14 protein-coding genes, 1 tRNA gene and 1 pseudogene are annotated in these 15773 nt (G+C 51.9%); 9 read left to right on the top strand and 7 right to left on the bottom strand.

All coding sequences use genetic code 11. From position 1 onward, the window contains the following. Both JRI89_09585 and JRI89_09590 read right to left on the bottom strand, forming a co-directional pair. Nucleotides 1-795, bottom strand: a 795-nt coding sequence (locus JRI89_09585; GenBank protein ID MBW2071495.1) for a hypothetical protein, incomplete at its 3' end; no start/stop codon positions are given. A gap of 573 nt (nt 796-1368) precedes the next feature. Next, nucleotides 1369-1467, bottom strand: a tRNA-Sec gene (locus JRI89_09590). A gap of 225 nt (nt 1468-1692) precedes the next feature. Here JRI89_09590 and dusB point away from each other — a divergent pair. The 3 genes from dusB to JRI89_09605 all read left to right on the top strand — a co-directional run bounded on the left by dusB (nt 1693) and on the right by JRI89_09605 (nt 5503). Next, nucleotides 1693-2742 (top strand): tRNA dihydrouridine synthase DusB, encoded by a 1050-nt coding sequence (gene dusB, locus JRI89_09595; GenBank protein MBW2071496.1) that lies wholly within the window; start codon nt 1693-1695, stop codon nt 2740-2742. Continuing rightward, the gene (gene ispH / locus JRI89_09600; GenBank protein ID MBW2071497.1) at nt 2739-4490 is read left to right on the top strand and encodes a 4-hydroxy-3-methylbut-2-enyl diphosphate reductase; all 1752 of its coding nucleotides are present in this window, start codon (nt 2739-2741) and stop codon (nt 4488-4490) included. The genes dusB and ispH overlap by 4 nt, the downstream gene beginning before the upstream one ends. Before the next feature lie 137 nt (nt 4491-4627). Continuing rightward, nucleotides 4628-5503, top strand: a complete 876-nt coding sequence (locus tag JRI89_09605) for a glycosyltransferase family 2 protein (protein ID MBW2071498.1) — start codon at nt 4628-4630, stop codon at nt 5501-5503. Nucleotides 5504-5591: 88 nt separating this feature from the next. Here the strand turns inward: JRI89_09605 and JRI89_09610 are convergent, their stop codons facing one another. Beyond that, complete coding sequence (locus JRI89_09610) at nt 5592-6005, bottom strand: HIT family protein (protein ID MBW2071499.1); 414 nt, start codon at nt 6003-6005, stop codon at nt 5592-5594. 294 nt (nt 6006-6299) lie between these two features. On the opposite strand from JRI89_09610, the gene JRI89_09615 reads away from it, so the two are divergent. Together JRI89_09615 and mltF are read left to right on the top strand one after the other, a co-directional pair. Then, the gene (locus tag JRI89_09615; protein ID MBW2071500.1) at nt 6300-7619 is read left to right on the top strand and encodes a glycerate kinase; all 1320 of its coding nucleotides are present in this window, start codon (nt 6300-6302) and stop codon (nt 7617-7619) included. A gap of 140 nt (nt 7620-7759) precedes the next feature. Beyond that, on the top strand, nt 7760-9205 hold the full coding sequence (gene mltF / locus JRI89_09620; protein MBW2071501.1) for a membrane-bound lytic murein transglycosylase MltF: 1446 nt from the start codon (nt 7760-7762) through the stop codon (nt 9203-9205). Between the two features lie 15 nt (nt 9206-9220). Here mltF and JRI89_09625 read toward each other — a convergent pair whose 3' ends face one another. From JRI89_09625 to JRI89_09635, 3 genes are all read right to left on the bottom strand, one after another. Then, entirely contained in the window at nt 9221-9832 is a 612-nt protein-coding gene (locus JRI89_09625; GenBank protein MBW2071502.1) for a site-2 protease family protein, read from the bottom strand. A gap of 157 nt (nt 9833-9989) precedes the next feature. After that, nucleotides 9990-10724, bottom strand: coding sequence for a sigma-54-dependent Fis family transcriptional regulator (locus JRI89_09630; GenBank protein ID MBW2071503.1), 735 nt, complete (start codon nt 10722-10724; stop codon nt 9990-9992). 24 nt (nt 10725-10748) lie between these two features. Beyond that, entirely contained in the window at nt 10749-11966 is a 1218-nt protein-coding gene (locus JRI89_09635; protein ID MBW2071504.1) for a DUF3365 domain-containing protein, read from the bottom strand. A 24-nt stretch (nt 11967-11990) separates the two neighbouring features. Between JRI89_09635 and JRI89_09640 the strand changes: the two are divergent. The 4 genes and pseudogenes from JRI89_09640 (at nt 11991) to JRI89_09655 (ending at nt 14965) form a co-directional block, all read left to right on the top strand. Continuing rightward, a pseudogene (locus JRI89_09640) lies at nt 11991-12945 on the top strand (putative sulfate exporter family transporter). A 212-nt stretch (nt 12946-13157) separates the two neighbouring features. Continuing rightward, nucleotides 13158-13529 carry a hypothetical protein gene (locus JRI89_09645; protein MBW2071505.1) on the top strand — a complete coding sequence of 124 codons (372 nt, stop codon included), beginning with the start codon at nt 13158-13160 and terminating at the stop codon, nt 13527-13529. Nucleotides 13530-13659: 130 nt separating this feature from the next. Continuing rightward, nucleotides 13660-13830, top strand: coding sequence for a hypothetical protein (locus tag JRI89_09650; GenBank protein MBW2071506.1), 171 nt, complete (start codon nt 13660-13662; stop codon nt 13828-13830). A gap of 247 nt (nt 13831-14077) precedes the next feature. Continuing rightward, nucleotides 14078-14965: a complex I NDUFA9 subunit family protein gene (locus JRI89_09655; protein ID MBW2071507.1), complete on the top strand. Its 888-nt coding sequence runs from the start codon at nt 14078-14080 to the stop codon at nt 14963-14965. Here JRI89_09655 and JRI89_09660 read toward each other — a convergent pair. After that, the gene (locus tag JRI89_09660) at nt 14859-15713 is read right to left on the bottom strand and encodes a 4Fe-4S binding protein (GenBank protein MBW2071508.1); all 855 of its coding nucleotides are present in this window, start codon (nt 15711-15713) and stop codon (nt 14859-14861) included. The two genes, JRI89_09655 and JRI89_09660, sit on opposite strands and share 107 nt — an antisense overlap. Nucleotides 15714-15773: the final 60 nt, after the last annotated feature.

Genomic DNA, 15773 nt, shown 5'->3' on the forward strand with positions numbered 1-15773 from the left:
TACGTTGTTGATCTTTTGCCTGCCGTAGAAAACTGAATGCTTGTAATAAGGCAACAGGAATACAAGATTGGCTCCCTCGCGGGCCTCCCTCAATTTCAGTTTTCCCACGAACCGCTTGATATTATCCTTATTCTGAATGTAGACATGAACTTCGTTGTAGACCGTGTATGGGGCGACAAGATTGGCCCCTGCCTGAAGGCCGAGCCCGTAAGGGATGTCGTCCGGGATCCGGGCAGCAGCCAGCTTGTCTATTATTTCCTCTGGACCTTTTGCCAGACAAAAGTATCGCACTTCCTGATTTCTCTTGTAATTATATTCCCGGCTCCAATCTTCTAGAAGACTCTTGGGATCGCGGAGTTTTATTTTACCACCGATGCGGGATGCATAGTTCCTTTTTTCGAGTTCCTTCGCCATGCGGGAAACAAAACCAGGATCAAGGCCAAGGCTTCTGGCAAGCTCACGAACCCCCCAAAGCTTGTTTATGTCGTAAAGAGCTGCTCTGAGAATAAGCGAGGCCTTGTCGGAAAAAGGCCCCCTTCCCATTCTTTTTTCAGGATAGCGGTTAGGAAAGCCGATCCGTTCTATGTGTAAGCAGTCATACTTCAGCAAGACATTTCCAGAGAGGTCTATGAAGTAAACACCCTCCTCTTGACATCGCTTCCTTCGATCAGGGCTTAAGTATTTTGCCACCACAAGAGGAATTATGCACTCAGCCTGCTTTGCAAATGATTTCAGAAGCGATATTTTTGCCTTGAATAGTGAAGCACTCTGCTGTGCTAATATTTCTCCAGCCAATTTGAACTGCACATCTTTATACGAGACGTGCGCTATGAACTCAGGGTGCCACTCTTTGTCTTTGGAGCCTGGGACCTCAAAGCGGATATTGAGCCCTTCCACAGGGATGAGTTCTTTTATATGGATCTTGAGGTAATCAAATATTTCAAAGTCGTCGTCCATTGCTGTTGCTCAAATTTATATTGTTGTCCAATCGGACAACAATATAAATAACAACAACAAAAATGTCAAGTAAAAGGATAGATGGGGATGGGCGTAAAATTATAAAATTCTTCTTGCTGAGTTGCTGAGGTAGGCTGCTGGTCTGCGCCGGTCAACTATCTGATATTCTGAAATAAGCTCTTCAAAGGTGATCTGAGGTTCGCTTCAAGATGATGTTTTTGATGTCAGAAAAGGCTGTGCTGGAGGCAGGTAGACGGTGGTGGCAACAGCAGGAACCAGGAGTATTCGTGAGTCGATGTTGAACATGGGAAACGCAGCCTCGATTCTCCGGCCACCGATGTGGTTATGCTGAATCCTGCCATGAGGGGGACGGGACACATCCGATAGTCCCCCTCTGTTCCCCCAAAAAAATGGCGGAAGTGCATGGGAATCGAACCCACCTGGGACAGCCCTCACTGCCCCACACCGGATTTGAAGTCCGGGAGCCCCACCAGCGAGCTTGGCACTTCCGCGAGATATATAACAGATATGTGTTGAGCTGTCGAGGGCTTTCCCTATCTCCTCAGAGAGCAAAGCAAAATGAGATTGCCGCTAGAGAGCAGTTCACTTCCTTTGATCTCCCAGAGCCAGTGGCGACCTGGTGCTTCAGGGCATGAGAGTTGAGATTTGCCCAGGCCTCCTTTATGATTACACAATGCATGGAAGAATGAAAATCCACATTGTGGTGAGGCCTGCATGGTAACAGGGGAGAGGCAGCTGCAGATAGGCAATGTCATGCTTGGCAAGGGCCTGGTACTGGCGCCCATGGCGGGGATGACGGATGTGAGTTTTCGCCTGATAGCCAGGGAGCTTGGAGCTGATCTGGTATTTTCGGAAATGGTGAGCGCCGAGGGACTTGTGCGGCGGAATCCAGCTACCTGGCGGCTCCTTTACTGGGACCGCAGGGAAAAGCCTCTGGCCATCCAGATTTTTGGCTCTGAGGCCGAGGTAATGGCAGAAGCCGCTGGAATTGTAGTTGACCATGGTGCCGACATTGTGGATCTCAACATGGGCTGTCCTGTAAGGAAAATCTTGCGTCAGGGAGCTGGAGCTATTCTCATGAATGATGTCCAGAAAGTTGCCCGTGTAGTTGAGGCAGTGCAGAGGTCGGTTGCGGTGCCGGTTACTGTAAAAATCAGGGCTGGTTGGAGCCGCCAGCGGATAAACGCTGTGGAGGTGGCTCAGGCAGCTGCTGCTGCCGGAGCAGCTGCCATTACGGTTCATCCTCGCACAGCTCAACAAGGATTTGCTGGGAAGGCAAACTGGCAGATAATTCGCCAGGTCAAAGAGGATGTTGATGTTCCGGTGATTGGCAATGGGGATGTGAGACAGGCCGAACAGGTGGAACAGATGAAGTCTGCCACCCGTTGTGATGGTGTGATGATAGGAAGAGCTGCCGTGGGCAATCCCTGGATATTCCAGCAAGCCAAAGGCATGGCTGCCGGAGAATCTTGCCCTTTACCGAGCGCGCCTGAACGGTTCTCTGTGATGATGCGTCACCTGCGGCTCTATCTGGAGAGTCAGCCTGAAGGTGTTACTGTTGCCTGCCTGCGCCGCCGAGTGATGTGGTATACTCGAGGCCTTCCCGGAAGCAGCAAGCTGAGACATGTGGTGAGCAGATGCAGGCATACCAACGAGGTACTGAAGCTGGCAAAAGCCTTTTTCGATGAACTGGGACAGCGGCGCTGCCCTGACGAAAGACGGCACGGGGCTAGAGATCAGCAGCAGATGGGAGAACTGCAGTGAAGGTAAAAGTGGCGAGAACTGCTGGCTTCTGTATGGGAGTGCGCAAAGCGCTCGAGGCTGTACTCGCCGCTACTACGGAAGCCTCTGCTACTAAAGAGACCGTTTACACATATGGGCCGCTGATTCACAACAACCAGGTGCTGGAGGTCCTAGAGGCCCGGGGTGTACGTTGTCTGGAGGAACTGGATGGCACGGACAGCGGCAGAATTGCCATACGGGCCCATGGAATTCCCCCTCAAGAACGAAGGATCATTAAAGAAAAGGGTTTGAAGATCCTCGATGCTACCTGTCCTAGAGTGGCGAAAGTACAGGGCATTATCAAGAAGCACGCACTGCGCGGCTATGAGGTGGTGATAGTCGGGGATGACAATCACGCTGAGGTTCTGGGACTGAAAGGCTTCAGCAATAACCGGGCTCACGTGGTCAGCAAAATGGAAGATGTGCAGACACTGCCGCCTATGGAGCGCGTGCTGGTGGTGGCTCAGACCACCCAGGATGAAGCAATATTCAATGAAATCGTAGAGGTTCTTCAGAAGCGTTTCCCTGAGGTCATTGTTCGCAACACTATCTGCGACTCTACCCACAATAGACAGCAAGAGGTGCGCTCACTGAGTAAAGAAGTAGAGGCCATGGTGGTGGTGGGGGGTCGCCACAGCGCCAACACCAGAAGGCTGGCAGATATTGCCATGGCCTCGGGCGTTCCCACCTTTCATGTGGAGACCGCGGATGAGCTGGACAGAAAGAAATTGAGCGCCTTTCGGGTCGTCGGCGTTACAGCTGGAGCTTCAACACCCAATTGGCTGATCAGCAGGGTGGTGCGCCAACTGGAGACCATTGAACCAGAGACAGCACATCCATTGCCTCGAATCCTGCGGAGGTTCTTCCGCTTTTTGATGGAGAGCAACCTGTATGTTGCTGGGGGTGCCTGCTGTCTGGGCTATGCCACGGCTGTTCTCGAGGGAGTCAAACCTCGGGGACTGGCTGCGGCTATCACATTCTTGTATGTCTTTGCCATGCATGTGCTGAATCGTTACACTGACAGGGCCGCTCACTTGAACGATCCCGCCAGAGCAGGATTCTATGAAAGACACCTTATTCCTTTTGCTGTTGCAGGCATTGTCTCGGTGCTGCTTGCTGTTGGTTGCGCTGCCCTGATGGGTCTTGAGGTATTATTTGCCCTGGTGGTCATGATTGCCCTCGGCCTGCTCTACAGCATCCGCATTGTTCCAGAAATATGGTTGAGTGCAGTCAGGGTGAGTAAGTTGAAAGATATTCCCGCATCCAAGACCGTGTTTGTTGCTGGCGCCTGGAGTGCCGTCATAGCGCTGTTGCCAAAGCTCTATGGCGGCCTGCACGTGCGGCTTTCAACTATCTGCCTGCTGCTGGTGGTTTTTGTTCTTGTTTTCGTGCGATCAGCTATTTTCGATCTGGTAGACATTCAGGGCGACCGGTTTGTTGGAGAAGAGACTGTACCCGTGGTAATTGGTGAGAAGCGTACAATAAAACTCCTCTTGCATCTGATTTTGCTGATGGCAATTCTTTTGACAGTTCTGCCTTTATACGGCCTGTTCACCTTTTTCAGTTATTTGATGCTGGCATCGTGCGCCTATGCAATATTCTGTGTATACACTTACAACCGCAAATTGATGCGACCTGACAGCCTTGCCTTTGAGGCTCTAGTGGAAAGCAACTTCTATTTTGCAGGCATATTGGCCCTGCTCTATCAAGTTCTAGCGGCTCGCCTGTGAACAGCATATTTTGTTCCTGTCTATGGTCTTGCAGCAATGGTAAGACGGCTTTCCTGGATGGAACTGGAGGACTGCTTGCACCAGGGGACCGCCTCCGGTTGCTGCTTTTCTAGAGAAAAAATGGAGGATGTGGCCATATGGCCCCTGAAGTTTCCGTTATCATACCCACCTACAACAGGGCCAACATGGTTGCTGAGGCAGTAAAGTCGGTGCTGCTGCAGTCTGGAGTCAGTTTTGAACTGATCGTGGTCGATGACGGTTCAACTGATGGTACAGAGAAAAAACTCGAACCTTTTGGCAGTTCTTTGCAATACCACCGTCAGACTCACAGCGGTGTGAGTGCAGCACGCAACAGAGGCGTACAATTGAGCCGGGCACCGCTGCTCGCCTTTTTGGACTCGGATGATCTCTGGCTGCCCGGAAAGCTTCTTGTCCAGAAAACATTTATGGACAGAAACCCCGGGATGCAGATCTGTCAGACTGATGAACTGTGGTGGAGAAACGGCAGGAGAGTGAATCCGAAACGCTACCATCAGAAGCCTTCGGGAGACATATTCAGGGCTAGTCTGGAGAGATGTCTGGTTAGCCCATCTGCGGTGATGATCCGCAGGCCATTCTTCGAGCAGCTGGGCGGCTTCGATGAAGAGTTGCCCATGGCTGAAGACTATGATCTTTGGCTCAGAGCAGCACTTGAGCAGCTGGTGCCGCTCATTCGCCAGCCCCTGGTGATCAAACGTGGAGGTCATGCTGACCAGTTGTCCTCCACGCCGGGCATTGACCGATACCGCATAAGAGCACTGGAGAAACTTCTGCTCAGTGGGAGACTGTCTCGGCAGCAGTACAGTTGGGTTTGGCAAACACTTGAACGTAAATGTCTGATCTATGGGCGGGGATGCCTGAAACGTTCTAAATTGGCTGAAGCGAATAAGTATTTGAACAAACCGGCACTCTACTCAACGATGGCTGTTTACCCCCGAAATAAGGACTCCCAGGGAGAGCCGTCAGAAAAATGAACTTGAAAAACGGCAAACCGCCATCCTTCCCAGCGGAGAACCAGGTAGCCATTTTCTTGCTCTAGACAGGAGAGGCCAAATTCAAGCTTCAAGAGACCGCCTCAGCCAGGGCTTGCCGAATATTCTCCATCTCCCCTTCAGAGTAAGGGTGCACCTCTGGCCACTCCATGACGCCATCGCCTGTGTTTCTGGGAACGATGTGGAAATGAGCGTGGTCAATAAGCTGGCCGGCTGCTCTGCCATTATTGAGCAGGACGTTGTATCCTTCATTGCCAAGAACTTTTTCCACTGCAGTGCCGATTTGCTGCAGCGTCTTTCCCATATCAGTCAGCACATCGGCTGGAATGTCAGCAAAGGTGGCGTAATGGGCCTTGGGAATGACAAGGCAGTGACCTTTGCTGACGGGGTTGATGTCCAGGAAGGCTAGAACAGTGTCGCTTTCCTTTATTTTCGCCGAGGGAATCTTGCCGTCTACGATCTGACAAAAGATACAGTCTGGCATAGTCGTACCTCCATTGCTGTAGTGAGAGATGTATAATGCCAAGGTGGCATTTTACCTGGCTCGCAAAACAGGTGTCAATCCGGTAAATAGGGGAGATAATCTGCAAGATTCTCACTGGCTATGGCAGATATCTAGGGAAAAGACAATAACTGAAAGCATTGTATAATAAAAATCTTGCAACAATGGAATGGAATCAGAGTGCTTGACTTGGGTGGATAAAGAAGATTATTTTGCGGCCTGCACTGGCAGACTATTTATGCGTTGTTTACCTTAACTGGCTCGAGAGGAGTCGACATGACGAGAGATTTGCGAGAACAAGCACGGCAGATATTGCTAGCCGGCCTCAAGGCAGTGGATCCCGCTGCAGCTGTAAAGCGATATGTGTCAATTCAGGACGAGCAATTGACCATTGCGGGGAAAAAAGTCGATTACAGAGGTGGTCTCTGGGTGGTGGGTGCCGGCAAAGGTTCGGCAGCCATGGCGCGAGCCCTGGAAGAAATCCTGGGTGAGCGAATCAGTGGTGGAGTGGTGGTAACCAAATACGGCTACCTGGAAACGCTGAGCCGAATTGACTTGTATGAAGCAGGCCACCCAACTCCTGATGAGAACGGCAACCGTGCTGCCCGCAGAATCATTGAACTGGTTTCAGGACTTGGCGAAGATGATGTGGTGCTGGTTCTCATCTCTGGGGGCGGCTCAGCACTGCTGCCAGTGCCCGTGGTTGGCGTTTCTCTGGAGGACAAGATGAAGACCACCGAGCTCCTCCTGAAATCTGGTGCCTCTATCCAGGAAATGAACGCTATACGCAAACATCTTTCTCAAATCAAAGGAGGACACCTTGCCCGCCTCGCCTATCCTGCCCAGGTATTTAGCCTTATCCTCTCTGATGTAGTGGGTGATCATCTGGATGTGATAGCTTCTGGCCCAACGGTGGCAGACCCGAGCACATACCAGGACTGTCTGGAAATTGTTAGCCGCTACGGTTTACAGGAGGCATTGCCAGAGGCCGTAATGGCACACCTGGAGGCGGGCGCGGCCGGAAAAGTTGCCGAGACCCCCAAACCAGACGAGCCTGCCTGCAAGAGGAGCCGTACCTACCTGGTGGGAACCAACCTGCAGGCCTTAGAAGCTGCCGCGATGGAGGCGGAAAAGTTGGGCAGGCGAACACTCATTCTTTCCTCGCTGATTGAGGGTGACACAGGTGAGGCAGCGCGGTTTCATGCGGCAGTGGCGCGGCAAATTGTCCAAAGCGGTCATCCTCTGCCAAGACCTGCGTGTGTGATTTCCGGTGGAGAGACAACAGTAGTGGTGCGCGGCAAAGGAAAAGGAGGGAGAAATCAACATTTCGCTCTGGAGGCTGCCTTTGCTATTGATGGATTGCCGCAGATATGTATTCTTTCTGCTGGCACAGACGGTACAGATGGACCTACTGACGCTGCCGGTGCGGTGGTGGACGGCAGTACCATTTCCCGAGCGAGGGCGAAGAATCTAGATGCACGAGCTTTCCTGGAGAACAATGATTCTTACCATTTTTTCAAGAATCTTGGCGACCTGGTTATGACGGGACCAACAAATACCAATGTCATGGATCTGCGGATTATATTAGTAGACTGAATTGCTCCTGATGCAGCGAGCAGAAGCAGGACAGCATAGAATGCCGGCTGGCCCGATTGGCTGAGCCAGCAATCTCGGTCGAGATGATATTAGCTATCCAAACGCTTTGTAATTAGATGGCCTCGAGGAGAAAGGATCCCATGTTCCTGTGGCGAAAGTGCAGGTTGCCTATTGTTGCAGCCAGCTTGTGCTGTCTTTTTCTCTTTAACAGCGGTTGTCAGGAACTGGCACCTCGCGACGAGCTGGATACAATCAAGGCAAGAGGGAAGCTGCGGGTTTTGATGCGCAACAACGCCACCTGTTATTATGAAGGTGCTCATGGGCCGACAGGCTTCGAGTATGATCTGGTGCGGGGTTTCGCAGACTACCTGGGTGTGAAGGTTGTACCTGTGGTTACAGACAAACTTCAGGAAATGGTGCCGTCTCTGTTGCGAGGCGATGCCGACCTGATAGCGGCAGGTTTTAGCAGAACCCTGGAGCGACGCTTGCGGCTTTCCTTTGGACCCAGCTACATGGAGGTGGAACAGCAAGTTGTGGGGAGACGCGGTGGCCCCTCTCCGCACAAAATTGCCGATCTTGTCGGTCAATCGCTGTGGGTAAATGCTGGCTCGGCCTATGAGGAAAGGCTGCGAGAACTCAAGAAGAAATACCCGGCGCTTTCCTGGATGTCCATCTCCGGCTACGAAACAGAGGAGCTTCTGGAGATGGTGTGGAAGGGGATCATCCCTCTGACTATCGCTGACTCGAATATCATTGCCGTGAACCGGCGGTACTATCCGCAGCTGGTAATTCTCTTCAGTATAGGCAAGCCGCAGCAGCTTGCCTGGGCCATGCACCCACAACATCGGCATCTCAGGCATGCTGTGGACAACTGGTTTACCAGGCCGCAGACCCACGCCCTTATCCAGCAGCTGAGTGAGCGCTACTATGGGCACCTGGAAGTTTTCGACTATGTGGACCTGGTGAAATACCATCGCAGAGTACGCCATCGGCTGCAGCGCTACCAGAAATATTTCGAAGCTGCTGCAGATAAATATGGTTTCGACTGGCGTTTAGTGGCAGCACAGGCATACCAGGAGTCTCATTGGAATCCACGGGCAAGAAGCTTTACCGGGGTTAGAGGCATAATGATGCTGACCCTGGATACAGCCGAGTATCTCGGCATAGAGAGCAGACTGGATCCACGTCAGGCTATTTTTGGAGGAGTGCGTTATCTGGCGGATTTACACAAGAGAATAGGGCCAGAGGTGGTTGAGCCTGATCGTACTTATATGGCTCTGGCAGCGTATAATGTTGGCTGGGGCCACTTGCAGGACGCCAGAGAACTGTGCGAACGTATGGGTAAGAATCCCAATTCATGGCAGGATGTGAGGGCCACCTTGCCGCTTCTTCGGCAAAAAAAGTACTATCGAACACTCAAGCACGGCTATGCACGCGGTACAGAACCAGTAAGATATGTTGACCGGATACGAACCTATTACAAGATTCTGGTCCAGGCCACGGAACAGGCAGGAAAGAGGAAAGGAGCGAAGGAGGATACCCTGAGCAGAATGGCAGAGTACTGGTGGCTGGCGCAAAACGGCTAGCTCCTGTACAGCGTTCTAGGCTTGCACCAGGAGATAAAAGATGACCCTGTAGAGGGGTAAGATTACCTGGTCCATGAGGCCAAGGAAAAACAGGCCGAGAATGATCAACATGCCATACCGTTCGAGTCCCACGTAGGCAGCTCTTATACCAGGGGGCAGGATGCCGGCGAGCACCCTGGAGCCGTCCAGCGGCGGCACAGGTATCAGGTTGAACAGAGCCAGGACAATATTTATGGAGCAGCAGTAGAAAAGCAAGTCCACTAGCATGGGCGGCATTGTTGCGGCCAGCAAACGCAGCGCTAGAGCTGACAGCAGTATAAGGGTAATGTTGGCGAGGGGTCCTGCAGCCCCAACGATCATCATGCCGCGCTTCGGATCCCGGAAATAAAGAGGATTTACCGGCACCGGTTTTGCCCAGCCCACCAGAAAGCGTGATCCCAGAAGAAGCAGTACCAGCGGCAGGACAATAGTACCCATAGGATCAATGTGCTTGATGGGATTGAGAGTCAGGCGGCCGGCATGTTTGGCTGTAGGGTCTCCAAGCCGGTAGGCCACATAGCCGTGAGCAACTTCGTGGACGATTACGGAAAATAGCAGAATCACTATGGCAAGTATCATAGTCAGCATGACGGTCTCTTTTCATTACAGATTATAGGTGATCAATACCATAAGCTTGGAGAGAACAAAGGTCAAGGGATCTGCTGCTTGTTGAGCAAATAGAGGCAGAGAAGCATAGTTAGCCTGTGAAGGAGATGCTGCTGCCGTAATGTTTACTTCCCTCGAATTAGCAGAACCGCTGTGGTGTACAGCTGCCCTGTTGTTTGTAGCTTTCTGATCTAATGCCCAGCCTTCGCATGATCTTTTGCAGGGATGCCCTGCCGAGGCCGCTCAGATCAGCGGCCTTGGTGACGTTGCCTCCTGTTTGTTGGAGCAAGCTGGAGACATAGTCGAAAGTGAATTGCTTGACTACCCGGTCTTTTGCCTGTTTGTAAGGCTCGATGGCCTGAGGTGTGGCCTGGGCTGTCTTGTGAAACATGTTCGCCGTGTACCTCGAGTCTTCCAGGGCTTGCAGCTCTCGAGCTCGAATGACACTGTCTGCTGAGAAGGTGACCACGCGAGGGACAAAATTTTGCAGTTCTCTGACATTGCCTGGCCAACTTCTTTGCTTGAGCAGGGCAAGTGCTCCGGAAGTAAAGCGTCTGGGAGCAATGCCCAGCTCGAGGGAGGCGAGTCTGCTAAAGTGATTGACAAGGAGCGGAATATCAGAGTGGATCTCTGCAAGTGAAGGCGTTGTCAGAGTCACCACGTTCAAGCGATAATATAGGTCTTCGCGGAAAGTTCTCTGGCGGATTTTTTCCTCCAGGTTCTGATTGGTGGAAGCGATGACGCGGACATCTATCTTGCGAGTGCGAGCAGTGCCGAGAGGCTTTATTTCCTGTTCTTGAATAGCCCGAAGCAGTTTAGTCTGCACAGAAATGGGAATGTCTCCTATTTCATCGAGAATCGGATAATAGTGCACCAGAAAAATCTCGCCTTTCTTGCTTTACACCTCTTCGGTCAAAGGCTTTTTTGAGCTGGCCACTTCTTCGATGCGGCACTCCAAGAAGGGGCAGGCTCCATGAAAATGGGGGTACTGACATTGCTGGCCGATGACCTGCTCTTTTGTCACCTTATAGCGCTCCAGGTGTGCCCTGTTCACCATTTTGATGCGCAAGTCACGGTCGAGAAGGACCAGCATGTCAGTTATGCCGTCAAAAACAGATTGCAGTAATTCTTTGCTTTGCAGAAGGTTTTCAGTGTGTTGCAAGCTTTCAATAGTAATGCCGATTTGTTGGCCAACTGAAAAGAGCAGTTGCTGCATTTCCGGGGTAACCTCGCTGAAGTCGAGGTTGACGAAGCACATAACCCCGAGAACTTCGCCACGGCAGCATAGAGGCACGTTCAGACCGCTCTGCTCTTCTTCGAAAGAGAAAAAGCTCAGGTGACCACAGGCGGCTTCGTACAGAGATGAGGACAGGTCTGTGGGCTTGTCTTCAACTTGATGCGGACACAAACTGGAATCGAAGGGCAGCTGTGGAAGCACGAAATGAGCATTTTCATGGCACTGTAGTTCTAGGCGCGATGGATTGTTGCGCAGCAGATAGATTGCTGCGCCTTGCGCTGGTACGATGTCCAGTGTTTTTTTCAAGACGCTGGGCAGTATTTCGGGGAGATGGACGGAACGGGTGATCAGCTCGGCAATAGTGTTCAAGGTATGGAGTTCCCGGTTACGAGTGGCCACCTTCTCCTGGAGCCGTTGCTGGGAGCTCTCTAGTGCTCTGGTTCGATGAGCCACCATTTCCTCGAGTGTTTCAGTATATTTTTCCAGCTCCTGACGACTTTGATGCAGGTGAGTCGCCATAACTTGAGCTGCAGTAGTAATTTCCTCGATTTCATCCTTGCCTTTTGCCTCTTCGAGTAGTTGCAATTCCTTGTCGCTGCGAGGAATGTCTCGAAACATGTCCAATAAATCTTTCAAGCTGTGGACAACTAGACGGTTGAAGAAAAAGCTTACCATAATGTACAGCATTGACAGACAGAGGAGGCTGCTCCACAGTATTGAATAGGCTCGTGCTCTGATATTAGCCAAAGCTATATCCATGGGAATGCTGACAGTTGTCACTCCGGCGATCTCGTCGGGGACGTGACCGAAACCTCTGTCGCTGCCGTAGATCTTGATGAGGGACCGTGGGGCATCCTCGGGGTCGCCGTGGCAGTGCATGCATGATTCGGTGAAATAGACGGCATGAGACTGAATAAAATAGGCTCGGCCATCTATTTCGAGCTTTTTGTGGCTGGCTGCGTGGCCACAATAGTGGCTTACATGATTTTTTGGCCTGGAGTGTATATTATTTCGAGAAAGATATTCAAGCTTCCCCGCAAGACCGTAGCGGTCCTTGGTTCGGGTATTTCCATCTGCGGAGTGTCAGCTTCGGTTGCCACCGGCGGAGCAGTGCGCGCCAGGCCCGGTGGTGTCGATAATGGTTTCCGCCCTGGTGGTTGTCTGGGCGGTTATCGAGTTGATTATGCTGCCTGGTTTTTTCACTCATGTCTGGCCAACTACCAATGATCCACTGGTCGCTGGTGCTGCCATGGGAATGTCGGTGAAAACAGATGGGGCTGATGCTGCCGCGGGTGAGCTTATGGATGAGTTCATGCGGAGCAAGATAGAGGTGGAAAGCAATGGGACGATCAAGTGGCCCGCCGGCATCATTACTTCCAGTGCAGTAATGACCAAAGTGTGGATCTACATGTTCATCGGTATCTGTGCTTTTGTGCTGGCCCTGGTGTGGGTATACAAGATAGATCGAATACCGGGGGAAACCGTGCCATTCTCCGAGGTATGGCATCGGTTTCCCAAATTCGTCCTGGGATACTTTTTCTGCTGGCTATTCTTGCTGGCGCTCTATTTCGGTCCCGGGCACAGTGGGGCTCCCGATGCCATGCCTTTCCTCAAATCAGTGAAAGCGGGTGCGGTGCCTATCGAGAAAGGGATGAGGAAGCTGTTCTTTATGCTCACCTTCTTGAGCCTCGGCATAATCACTGATTTCAAAAAGCTGAAGGAAGCTCAGTTTGGCAAGATGGTCTGGGTATACTTCATTGCTCTGTTTCTGTTAATCATACCGGTAACGCTGGTGATTGCCTATCTGTTCCACCATGGCATGGAAATTCCCAACATTGCCCAATTTGTAACTCAGTAAACCATGAATTCCTCTGCAGACACGGTGTCTGCAGAGGAGTTTTTTTTGGACAGCGAGGTAACCGCCAGGCAATAGTCTTCAGTATATGGCAGGGTGCCTTATCCGCTGAATCACATGAAAAGCAAGTGTAAGAATGTTATGCTCACTGAAGATGTGGGTCAAACTATTACAGGAAACTCCAGGGAGTGTGAAGAAAGGGGGCGGCTCGGGCCATGACCCTGTCCATTGAGACCCTGGCATACCTCATGGCAGGGATTGCCCTGGGTGCCCTTTATATCAAACGTGAGAAAGGACTGGCCCGACTCGACTTCGAGATGCTTCCTGAGATCGACAAGGTGAGCTTCGAGGAGCTGAAGTTACTCTTGAAAAAGTCGTATCAGCGGACATTGTACCTGAGTGTCTCTTTCCTGTATCTAGCTTTCGTGACAAGCTTCAAACGTTCACCGCAGGCGAAAACGTTTGGCATTATTCTGACAATCGGCCTGTTCCTTTACAATATCCCGCCACGAAACAGGGTGATGAGAATGCTCACAGACCTGGGCATAGACAGGAAAGTGTTAGAAAAGCGAGGAGTGAAACTGTGAATAGATCCGCGGGGCCTGGCCTGAAGGAGCTGCTGATCTCAAAATTTCACTCTCTTTACAGGGAGAAAGAGATTTTTACCACCCGACGCTTAGCACCTGTGAATAGCAGGTTGATGATGAGAAGAAAAAAATGGCGAGCATAATTGAGGTGACTGAATCGACAGCTATGCGGTTTGGCCTGGTGAGAGATAAGAAAGGCAAACAGTTCGTTTGCAAACCAGGTGCTCTGAGAGATCAGGCAACACTGGCTGATGACGAAAAGAAACACCGCATGGACAACGTGGTGCATGCCTTGCAGTAAGACCTTCGGACTAGCAGCGCTTTTTCTCCCCGGTTCGGTATTGCCCGGCCGGGGAGTTTTGCTTCAGAGCACAAGCAATGGCCACGGTGTTCGCTCTGGGCAAGATATTCCAGCAAATATTCGCTCTGAAGAGTTGCGCAATTGCGGTGCGTCGCATATGATACATGTTAGCTGTAACTAAAAGCTGCTTGGCTTACAGAGTAGTGACTGAGAGCATAGTTTTACAGAGTACGGGTAGGAGGTGGCCATGCAAGTATTCGTTACCGGCAGTACGGGGTTTGTCGGCAACCATGTGGTGAAAGAGCTTCTTGACAAAGGTCACCAGGTGCGTGCTCTGGTGCGGCCTCGTTCAGAGCACAAGCTGAAAAGGCCAGACGATGTGGAGATTGTCCACGGCAGCGTGGAGAGTAAAGAAGAGCTGCTGCAGGGAGCCCAAGGCTGTGATGCTGTCATCCATCTGGTGGGAATCATTCGGGCCTTCCCGAAGAAGGGCATCACCTTTGAGAAGCTTCATGTAGAGGCCACTGAAAATGTGATCGAAGCCTGCAAAGAGGCGGGGGTTTCTCGACTGCTTCATATGAGTGCTCTGGGGGCCAGGGAAGATGGTTCCACAGAATATTTGCGGACAAAATTCGCTGCGGAAGAGCTGGTGAGGCAGAGCGGCCTGCGCTACACTATCTTTCGGCCTTCACTGATCTTTGGCAGAGGCGGCGAGGCCGTAAAGATGTTCGCCGACATGGTCAAGAAATTTGTGGTACCCATCATCGGCGACGGGCAATATCGCTTCAAACCAGTAAGTGTGGTCACAGTGGCCCAGGGTTTCGTCAAGGCTCTTGAACTGGATGCTGCCGAAGGTCAGACCCTGGAGGTGGGAGGGGCAGAAGAGGTGAGCTTCAACGAGATAATGGACACTCTGGCAAAGGTGATGGGAAGGAGTATCATCAAGGTTCACGTGCCCGTGCTGCCACTGCGGCTGGCGACCAGCATGCTCGAGCATGCGCCTGGCTACCCCCTTACCCGAGATCAGATCAGCATGCTTCTGGAAGGCGGCACCTGCGATGAAAAACCTTTTTATGAACTTTTCGGGTTGACCCCCATTTCTCTGGAACAGACTCTGCGGGAGGCTCTCTGGTAGCCAAGCGCTCTCCCTCCAGTGCGTTAGCTTTAAAGAATTCGGTAATCCTTGCCACAAGTTGCAACACCTGCTCTTCACTGAGATCCCGGGCAAGCTCCACAGCGAGCTGAGGATGGCGCCCCAGTTTGCCGCCCACAAGCAAGCGATAGCCAGCCGTATTGCAGGTAATGGCATCCGTGGGGCACGCCCGGGCACATGCTGCGCAGCGCACACAGCGATCCTCATCTAACCCCAGAAGGGAGCCCTCAGCCAACAAGATGGCAGCCTCTTCACAGGCTGCCTCGCAGTCGCCGCAGGCAAGGCACTCCTCTGGCCTGATCTCCATGCCGGCCTGTCCTATGATGCCGACATCTTTTATCTGCGGCTGCGAGCAGCAATTTGGACAATCAGCTACAGTGACACGGAACTGATGGTGCAGCTTTAACCGGTCCCCGAGTTGCAGGCGGAGAAAAGAGAGAAGCTCTGCTTGCTGCAACACCTTGTCCAGCTCGTTCACCAGCGCGGCAGAGGCGGTGACCGCATTGCTGCAGCCGCTCGATCCGAAGCAGGTTTCAATGCTGTATCCCTTGACATCCTTGCTGTGAGTCTGGAGGTGCCGCTTCTTGCTCTCCTCGATATCTGCTACTGTGATGCGCTGACGGCCGCGTGCCGCCACCTCCTCTTCCACCTTTTTGCGAACGCGGTGACGGACAAAAAATGGCACTCGCCTGAGAATTTCTTCGGCTTCTCTGTCCCAGGTCAATCTCATGCTGGACCCTCTTCGATCTGGTGCAACCAAAAGCTCTAGCTCAGAGAATTATTGCCATCT

The organism is Deltaproteobacteria bacterium (assembly GCA_019309045.1).
In the GTDB taxonomy this organism is placed as follows: Bacteria; Desulfobacterota; Syntrophobacteria; order BM002; family BM002; genus JAFDGZ01.

Excerpts from the sequence above, each read along its gene's own strand:
- JRI89_09650 (MBW2071506.1), top strand. The coding sequence starts at position 13,660 with ATGGCGAGCATAATTGAGGTGACTGAATCGACAGCTATGCGGTTTGGC.
- JRI89_09625 (MBW2071502.1), bottom strand. The coding sequence starts at position 9,832 with ATGCTGACTATGATACTTGCCATAGTGATTCTGCTATTTTCCGTAATC.
- JRI89_09610 (MBW2071499.1), bottom strand. The coding sequence starts at position 6,005 with ATGCCAGACTGTATCTTTTGTCAGATCGTAGACGGCAAGATTCCCTCG.
- JRI89_09645 (MBW2071505.1), top strand. The coding sequence starts at position 13,158 with ATGACCCTGTCCATTGAGACCCTGGCATACCTCATGGCAGGGATTGCC.
- JRI89_09605 (MBW2071498.1), top strand. The coding sequence starts at position 4,628 with ATGGCCCCTGAAGTTTCCGTTATCATACCCACCTACAACAGGGCCAAC.
- JRI89_09615 (MBW2071500.1), top strand. The coding sequence starts at position 6,300 with ATGACGAGAGATTTGCGAGAACAAGCACGGCAGATATTGCTAGCCGGC.
- JRI89_09655 (MBW2071507.1), top strand. The coding sequence starts at position 14,078 with ATGCAAGTATTCGTTACCGGCAGTACGGGGTTTGTCGGCAACCATGTG.
- JRI89_09660 (MBW2071508.1), bottom strand. The coding sequence starts at position 15,713 with ATGAGATTGACCTGGGACAGAGAAGCCGAAGAAATTCTCAGGCGAGTG.
- JRI89_09635 (MBW2071504.1), bottom strand. The coding sequence starts at position 11,966 with ATGCACTGCCACGGCGACCCCGAGGATGCCCCACGGTCCCTCATCAAG.
- mltF (MBW2071501.1), top strand. The coding sequence starts at position 7,760 with ATGTTCCTGTGGCGAAAGTGCAGGTTGCCTATTGTTGCAGCCAGCTTG.
- dusB (MBW2071496.1), top strand. The coding sequence starts at position 1,693 with ATGGTAACAGGGGAGAGGCAGCTGCAGATAGGCAATGTCATGCTTGGC.